This is a genomic window from Nostoc sp. NOS(2021), from assembly GCF_017115025.1.
Classification (GTDB): domain Bacteria; phylum Cyanobacteriota; class Cyanobacteriia; order Cyanobacteriales; family Nostocaceae; genus Nostoc.
On sequence record NZ_JABXKM010000136.1, the window covers coordinates 13,581 to 26,905 of the forward strand.

The window sequence follows — 13,325 nt, forward strand, 5'->3', positions numbered from 1 at the left end:
AAGAGCTTTCTACAAAAGTGAGATTCTCCCCTTAAGCCCCTTGTTCTATACAACCTCACAAGTAATCGGTATAAGGCTAAAACTATTTGTCAAAGTCATTTTTTTTAAGGAACCGCAGAGGCGCAGAGGACACAGAGATCCGAATTACGCACAGCGGTACTAGATGGATACCAATTACATGTCTTCTAACTCAATTCCTTTGGTTTCTTTAATAAAAAAGAGAATGAAAAAGAACGAGGTAGCCGCCGCAATTGTATAGAGTCCATAGGCAGAACCTAGACCGAAATATTGCAGTATGGGAGGAAATGTTGTGGAAATCACGAAATTCGCAACCCATTGGATGGCAGCAGCAACTGAAAGTGCAGCTGCTCGAATTTTGTTATTAAACATTTCTCCCAACAGCACCCAAACCACTGGCCCCCAGGAGAAACCGAAGCAAAATACATAGAGGTTGGCTGCAATGAGAGCTACAGTACCTACGCTTCCGGTGAGATTGGGGTTCCCAGTAGCATCAAGGGGAGCATTGCCAAAAAGATAAGCCATCGTCCCCAAGGTCAAGGTCATGCCAATCGACCCTACTATCAGTAAAGGCTTGCGACCAAATTTATCTACGAAGGCGATCGCAATCAGTGTTGTAATAATATTTACGGCTCCTGTAATCACCGTGATTGTTAGGGAATCTTTTTCGGAAAACCCGACTGCCCGCCACAAAACGCTGCTGTAGTAAAAGATTACATTAATTCCAACAAATTGCTGTAATACAGATAAGCCTATTCCTATCCAAACAATGGGGAGGAGTCCGCCACTTCTACCCAACAGGTCAGAAAAGCTAGGCTGGCGTTCTTGAAGCACTGTCTGCCGAATTTCTTCAATTTTTGGCAGCACGTCACCCCCCAAAATCTTGGTCAGAACGTTAGCAGCTTCTGGCTCGCGTCCTTTGGCAACTAAGTAACGGGGGGATTCAGGAATTGTAAAAGCCACCATCCCGTAGAATACCGCTGGCGGGACTGCTGTCCAAAACATCCAGCGCCAGGCTGCAACCCCAAACAAAAATGGCGAGTCTGCTGAACCTGCTGACACAGCAATAAAGTAGTCGGTCAATAAGGCGACGAAAATTCCCACGACAATCGCTAATTGTTGCAGAGATCCTAACCTTCCCCGCAAATGGGTGGGAGAACATTCGGCAATGTAAGCTGGGGCGATGACGCTAGCAACGCCGATTCCAATCCCACCCAATACTCGCCAAAAGATAAAATCCCAGATAGTGAAGGCAAGCCCAGAGCCAATGGCACTGATAGTAAATAACACCGAAGCGACCACCATTGCTTTGACTCGACCATAACGGTCTGCAATTTGTCCGGCAAAGAAGGCTCCTACCGCAGAACCCAGCAACGCTAGGGAGACTGCCAGCCCTGTTAGCCAACTACTGATGTTAAAAGCTTTTGCTATAGATAAAACCGCGCCGTTGATAACTGCGGTGTCAAAACCGAATAAAAACCCGCCGAGTGCCGCAGCACCTGCAATCAAAATGACATAAAACGTGTTGGATTTACGACGAATAGTAGTGGAAGACATAGTTTATATATTGGGCATGGGGCATTGGGCATTGGGCATTGGGCATTGGGCATTGGGCATTGGGAATTGGGGATGGGGCATTAGTTATTTATTCTCCGCGTCCCCCCAGTCCCCAGTCCCCAGTCTCCAGTCCCTTTCATACTTCAACGTCTGGAACGTCTGCGTAACCGATCAATCATTACCGCCAAAATAATTACTAGTCCTTTGACGACTAGTTGCCAGAAGTAAGAGAGGTTCAACAAGGTCAAACCATTGTTGAGAATAGCAATGATCAATGCACCTAGAAGGGTGCCGCCAATGGTGCCAATACCGCCTGTAAAGCTGGTTCCACCAAGAATAACAGCAGCGATCGCATCTAGTTCATAACCCTGACCTAATATGCCACTAGCACTATAGAGACGGCTAGCACTCATGATTCCGGCTAAACCTGCCAGTAATCCACTAATACCATAGACGAATAGCAACACCTGATTAACTTTAATCCCAGTTAATCTTGCTGCCCGCTCGTTACCACCAACGGCATATATCTGCACTCCTAAAACAGTTTGTCGCAGCACAAACCAGCTAGCGATTACGGTCAATAGGGCAATGATTACTAGCCACGGTAGCGGGCCGACATAACTATTACCCACCCAAGCAAAATCGATGTCCCGGTTAATCAGCGTTGTACCCTTGGCAACCAAAAAGGCTACACCCCGTAAGGCAGTCAGTGAACCCAAGGTGACAATAAAAGGTGGCACATCCAAGAAGGTGATGAGAGCGCCGTTGAGTAAGCCCAAAAATAATCCTGCAAGTAAGGCAGCAGGCACAGCTGCCCAACTTAAAGCCGGCAGTAGCGATACCAACAACGCAACCACGGCAGAGACAGCTAACATTGACCCAACTGAAAGGTCAATACCTCCGGTGAGAATTACAAAGGTCATTCCGGTCGCCAGCACAATATTGATTGATGCCTGACGCAAGATGTTAACGATGTTACCACCGGTGAGGAAGTTGGGAGAAAGAAATGCAAATAAGATGCAGATAATTACTAGGATTGGCAGAATACCCGCAACTTCCAGGAGAGTGCTAATTGATTTGCGGTTGCGGGATACGGGATTGTTGGCTAATTTATTGGTAGGTGGCCTGACTGTCTGACTCATGATGCTAATACCTCCGATGCTCCAGTTGCATAGTGCATAATCTTTTCTTGGGTAATTTCTTTACCAAGGCTGCCATCCAGTTCGCCTACCAGCTGTCCTTCTCGCATCACTAAGACGCGATCGCTCATGCCGACAATCTCCGATAGTTCGCTGGAAACCATTAAAATAGCAACACCTTGCGCTGCTAATTCGCTCATAATTCGGTAAATTTCGCTTTTGGCACCAATATCTACGCCGCGTGTCGGCTCATCTAACATCAGGACTCTGGGTTTAATGGCTAACCAACGTGCTAGCAGTAGCTTCTGCTGATTACCACCAGAAAGATCGAGCGCTCTAATTTCCAAATTGGCTAGGCGGATATTGAAGTTTTCCACCGCGTCTGTTGACAGCCGATTCACTGAAGCCCAGTTAACAATTCCAACTTTGGCATCCTGCTTGAGTGTGTTGATGGCAATATTTTTGCGGGCGCTCATCTCCAGAAATAAACCTTGATCTTTGCGGTCTTCTGGGACGTAGCCAATTCCGGCAGCAATGGCATCACTGGGCGTATTAATTTCCAGTTTTTTGCCATTCAAAAATACTTCACCACTGGCCTTGCGGTCAGCACCAAAAATCAGCCGCGATAGTTCTGTGCGTCCTGCACCAACCAGCCCTGCTAAACCGAGAATTTCTCCAGCATGAAGTTCAAAACTAGTCGGCTCAATCTTCTTGCGGGCGTCGCTCATATTTCTGACTGACAGCACGACTGGGCCAGGATTCATTTGCCGTTGATGTTCATAAAAGTCTTGCATGGAGCGACCGACCATCATCTGCACCAATCGCTGTGGAGAAATTTCACTGCGTGTGAGACTGCCAATATATTGACCATCACGCAGCACGCTAATCCGGTCAGCTAAGGCATAGATTTCTTCCATGCGATGGCTGATGTAAATAATGGCAATGCCATCACTCCGCAGTTTGCGAATTACCTCAAACAAATGCTCACTCTCGCGGTCAGATAGGGCTGCTGTTGGCTCATCCATCACCAAAACGCGGCTTTTGTCCTTCAGCGCTCGCGCAATTTCCACTTGCTGCTGTTCGGCGATCGACAAGGTACCAACTATAGTCTGCGCGGTAAAATTGGCTCCAAGGCTTTCCAGCACTTCTTCTGCTTCCAGTTGCATAGCTTTGCGGTCTAAAAACTGACCTCGCCGCAACTCGCTACCCATAAACATATTTTCGGTAACGGTTAAATTAGGTGCAACATTCAGTTCTTGATAAATGAGATTAATACCCGATTTGCGTGCTGTCCCCGGATCGGTAATTTTCAAGGTTTGACCATTGATGCGAATTTCTCCTTCATCGGCAATGTAAGCCCCAGCCAGGATTTTCATCAATGTGCTTTTACCTGCTCCGTTTTCACCCATGAGGGCGTGAACTTCTCCCGGATAAATCGTGAGATTAACATTTTGGAGCGCAGATACACCATGAAATCGTTTCGTAATCCCTTGCATTTCTAACACCGGGGTGGTAGTTGGTGCATCAGTAAATGAAGTTTCAATAGTTGTTGTCATGGACATCTCCTGTAAAAAAAATTTAAAATTCGCAATTGTGAGTTAGAAGTTAACAAACTCATACTTAATCGCAAAATCATGTTTTAAAAGCTGACTACTAGTTTGAAAATAGGGAGTGAGGAAGAGATATTTTCATGCTTCGTTGTTAAGGTTAGTTCCTAGAGACTGCTGTGAAAGTCTGAATGCTAGAAATGGGCATTCAGACTTTCCTCTGATGCACATACATAGCGGTTCTCGGTTGCGGTACATAGAGTTTTGACCTCTCTCCAAACCTCTTCCCTAAAAGGGGAGAGGCTTTGAATCTTACTCCCCAACGCTAGTAGGGAAGGGGCTGGGGGTTAGGTTTTGTATTTAACTTAAGCGAAAACCGCCGGAGATTATAGGTATGTGCGAAAACTTTACAAATGCATCAAAGGATTCACAATTTTTATTATTTACCAGCCTTTTTCTGTGCTGACGTTATCTTTTGTGATCAACTTAACTGGAATCAAAATGGTAGAATTGCTAGGCTTTTTACCATTTAAGATGTCGTTGCCAACCTGAACTGCTTTTTCGGCCATACCTCGCGGATTTTGAGTGGCAGTCGCCGCATATAAACCATCTTTATTTGCGATCGCAGTGATTGCTTCTGGCGCACCATCAACCCCGACAATAAAGAAATCTTTACGTTGTGCTTGGTTAGCTGCTAGTTCTGCGCCAACTCCACTCGGATCATTGATGGCAAAAACCGCATCAATTTTCGGAAAGGTTGTGAGCAAATCAGTCATAACTCTGAGTCCTCCATCCCGACTACCCTCTGCATTCTGGTTTTTAGAGAGGATTTTGATATCGGGATATTTAGACAATACATTCTCACAGCCACTAACTCGCTGAATCACCGAGTCCACTGGCGGCCCGTTAACTATTACAACATTGCCTTTGCCTTTGAGGCGGTCAGCAATATATTTGCAACTAACTTCTCCAGCTTGGACATTATTAGTAGTAATGGTGGCATCCACACCTCCTTCAGCACCTGTATCTACCGCAATGACAATTCTACCTGCAAGTTTCGCTTTTTCAATTGCTGGCTTAATGCCACTTTTATCAGCAGCATTTACGATAATGATATCAGTATTGGAAGCAGTAAAATTTTCAATTTGATTGGCTTGTTGGTTGAGGTCATAGGCACTGGAAACTACGCTAACGTTGACATCCTTACCGCCAATTTTCTTCGCCTCTGCCTCAGTTGCTTGCCCCATGAGGACGAAGAAGGGATTACTTAAATCACCAACGGTAAAGGCAACTGATCGTAATTTTGTATTCCCAGTGGCAGTTTTACTCTCTGCACTTATATTGGTAGCCGATTTTGTATCAGTGTTAGTAGCAGTGTTGCGATCGGGAGAACTATTTGTACAGCCCACAAGACTACCACTGATGATACCTAATAGGCTAGCTGCGATCGTAATCTTTTTCACATTCATATATCTCCTAAAACTCATTCTTACTTACACCAAATTTGGAACCGATGTATTGTTTAAAAAACAGGGTCAAGTATTGTAACTCTCCTGTATCAAGCCTTTTTCTGTGTGTCCTAATTACGAATTACGTTAGCGAGTCCGCGTACTCTGTAAGAGTTGCAAGCTACGCTTTTAGCGTCTCGTAGAGAGCGTGATTACGAATTACGAATTAGTATTACCAGCCTTTATAGCTGCTGAGATTCTCTCTAGTAACCAAGTTGACTGGAATCAGAATGTTGGGTGACTCAGGTTTTTTACCCTGGATGATATCGTTGCCAATCTGAACCGCTTTTTCGGCCATCCCTGCGGGATTTTGAGCAGCAGTTGCAGCAAATACACCATCTTTATCTTCCATTGCTTTGGTTGCATCTGGCGATCCGTCAACCCCAACAATAAAAAATTCTTTACGTCTTGCTTGTCTAGCTGCTAAATCTGCGCCCACACCGCTTTGATCGTTAGTGGCAAAAACGGCATCAATTTTGGGAAAGGTTGTGAGCAAATCGCTCATGACTCTTAGTCCTCCATCCCTAGTCCCTTCGGCGTTTTGGTCTTTAGAGATGAGTTTGATATTCGGATATTTGGACAATGACTTCTCACAGCCACCCACTCGCTGATTGATTGAATCCATCGGAGTACCGTTGAGGATGACTACACTACCTTGACCTTTGATGCGATCGGCAATATATTGGCAAGCAATCTCTCCAGCTTGCGTATTGTTGGAGCTAATCATCGCATCCACATCTGCATCAACGGCTGAATCTAATGCAATGACAACCCTACCTGCAAGCCTTGCTTGATCAATAACTGGTTTAACTCCTTTTTTGTCAACAGCGCTGAGAATAATTAGATCAGTATTCGCAGCCGTGAAATTTTCGATTTGGTTGGTTTGTTGGTTCAGGTCAAAGGCACTAGAAACCGCATTAACTCTGATATTCCCGATTTTCTTGGCTTCTGTCTCAGCCCCCTTCTGCACTGCATTATAGAAGGGATTGCCCAAGTCACCCAAAGCAACGCCGATTGTTTGCAATTTTCTATTTGGAGTACTAAGACTCTCTGCACTTATATTGGTAGCAGTGTTAGTAGTATTAGTAGCAGTGTTGTGATTTTGACCGCCATTTGTGCAACCAACAACCGCGAAACCTAATATGCCAACTATGAGCGCAATTCTGTTCATATTCATCTTTTTCTAAGAACGGATTTAAATTTGAAAAAGGTAAGTAGAATATAAATTTGCCAATTTATCACAATATGAGCTAGGTCTGAAAACTTCAGATATAACCTAGCAGTACTGCTGGTTTGGGCAATTTCAACTCCTCTCAAAGGTCTTATATTGTTACCTGATTTGAGTTAGCGCTATTAATTTCCCTAAATTAGATGTTTTGTTTTTTAAAGCAAAACTATGAGCACTACACTACGTCAAAAAATCACATTTGTTTTGTGAAACTACACTTGTAAGTGCGTGGGTTAAAAACAGCTTTAAACTAAAATTAGTAGAACCTGATGTTATCAAAACTGCGAATTTGTATTCTGTTTTACATTAATTTTAGTTTAACCTGCATTATTCCAAATATGATCCCCGTTTATCGAACTTTACAAAGTCAAGAAAACTATTCCATCTCGATGTAGTTGAAACTTTTCCTCCTAGAGCATTTGCGAAAAGTAAGCAATTTTCAGCTTAGGCATAGTTTAGAAAACGTAACATATTTCACTCAACTTGAATTGAGAAAAGTTAATACCGTTGGAGGCAAATCGCTGCTTTTAAATCTATCTTTTAGGGGTAGAAAGATGTAGGCGATTACGATTTTTATAAATCCTGTTGCCTGATTTTCAGAGTTGACTTAAATATGCTTGTCAAGTGCGCTTATTTGTTATAAGCTGTTCCAAGAGTTAGTCTTGTTATATCTCGACCAGAATAATTCTTTGGATAGAGGGAGAAGGAACACCAAAAAGTCATTCTTACCCCATTACCGCCGTTATCAAGATGTGAAAGAACGGACGCGATGAGTAGTTCCCGCCTGTTCAATCTATCTGAGAATTAAAGAAAAATCGAGCCAGTGGCTATAAACTTCAGGACATCTGCACAGATATTTTATACTTTTATAAGTGGCAATGTGCTGTTTTTCGCTGGAAAACATTCCACTCGGTTTAGACTTGCTGAAGAATTGTTATTCATCATTAGGTAAAAATAATCGCAATCTCCACAAGCCCAATCAGTTATAATATCTGTAGGTTTTTTTAAATTCTTTGCCTTTGCTACTAGCGGAGATTTAGAATTTTAAGGTTATGGGTAAATATTTAGCCACTAAATCTTCATAGTAAGGCTTTAATTTTTGCCAATCTGGAGGATTAGGATTCTTTGAATACAAATCGTAGGGATTGAATAACTTCACCCATTTAAACATTTCTTTATCGTGTTTATCCATCAAATGTTCGTAAGCATTTTCGCGATGTTGAGGATAAAAGGAGTGATAGCGGAGGATGTACAATGCAGATTCGGGCAAATAGTTTTTCATCATGTAATATACATACTCATCATGTCCCCATGACATGTGTACATTACTTAAGCCACAATTCGGCTCGTAAACACCATATACGGAGTTATATATAGGGTTATTGTAATCAGGGTTTTCTTTGAAAAATTCCGAGAAAACAATTTTATCAGAAAATGCACAACCCACAGGATAGGTATCGCCTACTGTAGCCCATTGGGGTTCACCAAATAAGCAAAGTACCTTCCCCATATCGTGAAACAAGCCAGTAAGTACCATCCAGTCTGGGTGCCCATCAGCGCGAATGGCTTCTGATGTTTGCAATAGGTGCTGTAACTGATCTAAGTCTGTATCAGGATCTGAATCATCAACCAATTGATTCAAAAATTCCAATGCATCCCAGACAGACATTTCTTTCTTATCTAACTTCAGAAAGTGTTCTTTTTTATCTAATACAAAATCATACGTTTGATTGATATGATTTAACCGATAAAACTCTTTCACCGTATCTCTAATAGTCGTTTCGTAATTCCTATACTCTTCGGTGGTTTTACCTTCTTTAACTATGCTGTCTGGATCGGGATAGCGATTAAGTAAGTCTTTTTCCCATTCTTCTAGCGAATGTAAAGGATTGTTTTGAGCTTGGTCGATGACATTATTTAGAGTTTGAGACATATCTTTTTACTTGTCGATATTGATTTGTTAAATGGTACTTTCGCACTCCATCTTATGTACAGGTGTGCAAGTACTGTATTGAACTTATTTTTGCACACGTGTGCAAAAACGTATGTTAAGTTTCTTTTCGTCTTTACATACCAGGGTAAGGTTAGTTTAGCTTATGCCTTCTCGGTAGCGACGACCTTATACCACAGCGATCGCAAATACAAAAAGCGAAACACTGGATTCATTGAAAGTCGGCGGGAAACTCGAACCCAAGAGTGGGTGGAGTTTTTCATGTACACGGTACGCGAATTAAGATGGTGATCTACTACGTCTTCAGCTAACCCAGCGTGTTGTGTCAGTGCGAAAAATAGATGCAACGAGGCACCGTAAAATGAAGGCAGTCCGATGAACATCAGTGGCAACATTGCGATCGCTCTGGCTATCACAATTAAATAGCTTTATGCACAGGTGTGTATAGCTGTACTAAATGTAAGCTTATCTTTTGTTTTACATGTGTAAAATCTATGTTGATTTTTTTGTCGGCTTCACCCAGGAGAGTATCAATTTGTCAATTGTATGGCACGATAATACTTGATAATATTAGCCAACTCTTGTAGCTGGTTTATCGCTTCTGCACCCTCAAACTTCATTAATTCGCGATCGTCCCACAATTCCGTCCAAGTAATCCCGTAATCAGACACTAAAAACCGAATCAGGTGCTTTTCTCTCAGGCTAACCATAAATGAAGCACTCTTCATTTGGTCACCGCATGTATAACAAGACGCAGGATAGCCACGCCGCTCAAGTGTAATTGTCAGGGCTTGCAGGTTGATTACCAAGTCTTGGACGAATTCCTGATGTTGTTGCGCTAATCTTAGAAACACTAGTTTTCTCCTACAACTACAGTTATGTAGTTGCTTTTAAAATTTCTTTAGACTTACATCTGATGTAATTTAGTTACCAAAAGTTCGTGTTTTCGTAGAGACGTGATTAATCTTAATCTTACGGTTGTCACCAATAAGCTAAATTCCCAAAGCCATTCTAATGTTTTGGACAATTACCTGGGGTGACTGTGCAACATCCATAGATATGCTATCCAATGGTTCTTCAAGAGTATAAAACTGACTGTTGAGGAGTTTTTCGCTCATGTAATGATCGCGACGCTCTTGCAGCCGCATTTGAATCAACTCATAAGACCCTTTGAGGTAAACTAGCTTGATGCGTTCGCCCTTGGCGTTGGCGGAGCCATTGCTATCCAATACCAGAAATTGCCGATAGCTATCTTTTAGAGCCGAACACGCCAGCACCACATTTTTATTTTCTTGCAGCCAGTGTTTAATAGCTGTTTGCAAATCTTGCAACCAAGGCATCCTGTCAGCTTCACTCAGAGGGATACCGCGCCGCATTTTCTCAACATTCTCTGGCGAGTGGAAAGCATCAGCGTCGCTAAACTCCCATTCTAAGGAGTCTGCTAGCAGTTTTCCGATGGTAGTTTTGCCAGAACCTGATACACCCATTACGATAATAATCATTGACTGCTTAATCATTTTTTTTTAAGAAAAGTTAAGTTATTGAAACCGAGCCAGAATTCAGGACTCCTGACTCCTTTTCATGCGAAATGTGAGTTGGATTAAATCTCTTGACAAATAACGATTATTTTCTATAATACATATAATTGCACACGTGTGCAATTATATGTAAAAGCATCAGATAAAATATGAATAAACGAAGAATTTCAATTGAAGATATTGCTCGCAGAGCAGGCGTTTCTCATTCCACAGTTTCACGCGCTTTGCGAGATAACGCTCTAATTAGCCCGAAAGTGCGAGAAGAAATTAAGCGACTGGCGCAGGAGATGAGCTATGTGCCGAATGCTATTGCTCAAAGCTTGCAAAATAAACGTACTAATACCATTGGTGTAGTAGTAACTTCAATCGCAGATCCCTTTTTCGCTGAGGTAGTAGAGGGAATCGAGAAGATCGCCAGACCCGCAGGCTTGAGTGTTTTGTTGAGTGCTTCACACCGAGATTTTGAGCAGGAAATAGCAGCTATTGATACTTTTCATCGCCGGAGAGTAGACGGGATCTTAGTAGCCGACTCACGAATTAGTAAACAGCATATCAAACAACTAACGCAAATTGCTGTGCCCACAGTTCTGATTAATAGCCAGACCGAAGATCAATCCGAAATATTTCACTCAGTGGCAATAGACGATCGCTTAGGTGCTAGATTAGCCGTAGAGCATCTCATAAGTCTGGGACACACCGCTATTGGTTATCTGGGTGTAAGCGATCGCAGTAGGTCGAACCAGCAGCGCCTAGAAGGATATCGAATGGCCCTTGCTGAAGCTGGCATACCACAAAATACTGATTGGGTTGCAATTAGTGATGACTATGATACCAGAACAAGCGATGTTGCCACCGGACAACAGATGCTATCTAAACTATTGACTGCTGAGGTGACAGGCATCTTTTGTTACAACGATATGGTTGCGGTTGGCGCTCTGCTAGTCTGCCAAGAACTAGGTATTTTAGTACCGCGAAATTTAAGTCTCGTCGGATTTGATGGTATTGCTTTGGGCTGTTACGTTACGCCGGCACTCACGACAGTCAGCCAGCCAATGTTAGAAATTGGTGGCTATGCCATGCAAATGTTACTCGATTTATTAGAAGAAAAAACTGTAGAAAACCGCGTTTTATGTCCTTTTCTAGTACAGCGTGGAAGTAGTGCAGCATTACAGCAATTTTCAGGTATTTAGACCACGACTGAGACGGGGAGTAGTAATTTGAAAAAATTTTAATCAAACAAAAATTATGTTAACCAAAAAACCGAGCTTATCTCCCGATCGCTGTTTTTCTCCAGAACCAGTTCAAAGACGACTAGCCCATGAATTTTTTGACAGTATATCTGCGCTACCTCTAGTCTGCCCACACGGCCACGTAGATCCAGCCTTGTTAGCTAATCCAGCAGCCCGTTTTGGTTCACCGACCGAATTACTGATTATCCCTGACCACTACCTTTTGCGTATGCTCTATAGTCGGGGCATACCTCTGCAAGCTTTGGGCATACCTACTAGTGATGGTTCACCAGCAGAAACTGACCACCGCAAAATCTGGCAATTGTTCGCCGAACATTTTTATCTATTCCAGGGTACTCCGTCCGGGTTGTGGCTCAAAGACGAACTAACTAACGTCTTTGGCGTAGATGAACCTTTAAACTCTCGCAATGCTGGACATATCTATGATTACCTGGAAGGTCTGTTAGCTTTGCCTGAGTTCTCCCCCCGTGCTTTATTCAAACGCTTTCACATCGAAGTGCTTTGTACTACCGATGCAGCCAGTGATACCCTAGAGAATCAGCGATCGCTCCACGAAGAAGGTTTTACTCAAATCAGACCAACTTTTCGACCAGATGCAGTAGTTAACCTGGATGCTCCTGGTTGGCGCGAAAATCTTGCTAAATTGGAAAGCACTATCGGTAGAGAAATTAATACTTACGCTGCTTTTGTGCAAGCTTTAGAAGAACGTCGAGCTTTCTTTAAAAAAATGGGCGCGACAGCTACCGATCAAGGTGCAGCTACACCTTATACCACACGCCTTTCTGACCAAGAAGCAGAAGCTATCTTTGCTAGAGCATTAACCGGCAAGCTGAATCCAAGTGATGTAGAACATTTTACTGGTCATATGTTCATGGAAATGGCGCGGATGAGTGTGGAAGATGGCTTAGTGATGCAAATGCATTGTGGTGTTATGCGTAACCATAACCCGGCTTTATTTGAGAGATTTGGATCTGATAAAGGTGCTGATATTCCGCTAAAAATAGAGTGGACTCAAAATTTGCGCCCATTGTTGTCAGCCTACGGTAATGATCAACGCTTCCACTTAATTATTTTTGGCATGGATGAAAGCACCCTGAGCCGAGAGATGGCTCCGCTAGCCGGTCATTATCCCACCATACTGCTCGGGCCGCCTTGGTGGTTTCACGACAGCGTTAATGGCATGGAGCGCTACTTCAATCAGGTAATGGAAACTGCTGGACTTTATAATACTGCCGGGTTTAATGATGATACTCGCGCTTTCGTTTCTATTCCGGCTCGTCACAATATCTGGCGGCGAGTAGCTTGTAATTGGTTAGCTGGATTGGTAACACGTGGATTGGTTGAGGAAGAGGAAGGGTATGATATGGCCCGCGCTTTGGCTTACGACCTCGCTAAGGTTGCTTACAAATTGGATTAATACCAATTTTCCCAAATCAAGCTATTAGGAACTAGGGCGTGTTTTCAAACTACTCGTTTAGCCTCCTAACTTTATAGATCCCCCTAAATCCCCCTTAAAAAGGGGGACTTTAAGAGACTTGGAGCAAGCCTTTTTAAGGGGGGGGTTGGGAGAATCTAAGACTTTGAAAAGA

Annotated in this window: 11 protein-coding genes; 2 read left to right on the plus strand and 9 right to left on the minus strand. The window is 43.0% G+C overall.

The window, feature by feature from the left end; genetic code table 11:
* Positions 1-174 precede the first annotated feature (174 nt).
* The 9 genes from HWQ41_RS18000 to HWQ41_RS18040 form a co-directional block, all read right to left on the minus strand.
* Positions 175-1,575, minus strand: a complete 1,401-nt coding sequence (locus tag HWQ41_RS18000; protein WP_292765544.1) for a sugar porter family MFS transporter — start codon at positions 1,573-1,575, stop codon at positions 175-177.
* 143 nt (positions 1,576-1,718) lie between these two features.
* Positions 1,719-2,717 carry a ribose ABC transporter permease gene (locus HWQ41_RS18005; RefSeq protein ID WP_292765546.1) on the minus strand — a complete coding sequence of 333 codons (999 nt, stop codon included), beginning with the start codon at positions 2,715-2,717 and terminating at the stop codon, positions 1,719-1,721.
* Positions 2,714-4,270: a sugar ABC transporter ATP-binding protein gene (locus HWQ41_RS18010; protein WP_292765549.1), complete on the minus strand. Its 1,557-nt coding sequence runs from the start codon at positions 4,268-4,270 to the stop codon at positions 2,714-2,716. The genes HWQ41_RS18005 and HWQ41_RS18010 overlap by 4 nt, the downstream gene beginning before the upstream one ends.
* 434 nt (positions 4,271-4,704) lie before the next feature.
* A complete protein-coding gene (locus tag HWQ41_RS18015; protein WP_292765551.1) occupies positions 4,705-5,730 on the minus strand; it encodes an ABC transporter substrate-binding protein in 1,026 nt (341 codons plus the stop codon).
* 211 nt (positions 5,731-5,941) lie between these two features.
* Complete coding sequence (locus HWQ41_RS18020) at positions 5,942-6,940, minus strand: substrate-binding domain-containing protein (RefSeq protein ID WP_292765554.1); 999 nt, start codon at positions 6,938-6,940, stop codon at positions 5,942-5,944.
* 1,093 nt (positions 6,941-8,033) lie between these two features.
* On the minus strand, positions 8,034-8,930 hold the full coding sequence (locus HWQ41_RS18025) for an inositol oxygenase family protein (protein WP_292765556.1): 897 nt from the start codon (positions 8,928-8,930) through the stop codon (positions 8,034-8,036).
* Positions 8,931-9,091: 161 nt separating this feature from the next.
* Positions 9,092-9,364 (minus strand): hypothetical protein, encoded by a 273-nt coding sequence (locus HWQ41_RS18030; protein ID WP_292765559.1) that lies wholly within the window; start codon positions 9,362-9,364, stop codon positions 9,092-9,094.
* 114 nt (positions 9,365-9,478) lie between these two features.
* On the minus strand, positions 9,479-9,802 hold the full coding sequence (locus tag HWQ41_RS18035; protein WP_292765562.1) for a DUF1815 family protein: 324 nt from the start codon (positions 9,800-9,802) through the stop codon (positions 9,479-9,481).
* Positions 9,803-9,940: 138 nt separating this feature from the next.
* On the minus strand, positions 9,941-10,450 hold the full coding sequence (locus HWQ41_RS18040; RefSeq protein WP_292765635.1) for a gluconokinase: 510 nt from the start codon (positions 10,448-10,450) through the stop codon (positions 9,941-9,943).
* 185 nt (positions 10,451-10,635) lie between these two features.
* Here HWQ41_RS18040 and HWQ41_RS18045 point away from each other — a divergent pair, with 185 nt between their 5' ends.
* Both HWQ41_RS18045 and uxaC read left to right on the plus strand, forming a co-directional pair.
* The gene (locus HWQ41_RS18045; RefSeq protein ID WP_292765565.1) at positions 10,636-11,676 is read left to right on the plus strand and encodes a LacI family DNA-binding transcriptional regulator; all 1,041 of its coding nucleotides are present in this window, start codon (positions 10,636-10,638) and stop codon (positions 11,674-11,676) included.
* Between the two features lie 55 nt (positions 11,677-11,731).
* Positions 11,732-13,153, plus strand: a complete 1,422-nt coding sequence (gene uxaC, locus HWQ41_RS18050) for a glucuronate isomerase (RefSeq protein WP_292765567.1) — start codon at positions 11,732-11,734, stop codon at positions 13,151-13,153.
* The last annotated feature ends 172 nt before the right edge of the window (positions 13,154-13,325 follow it).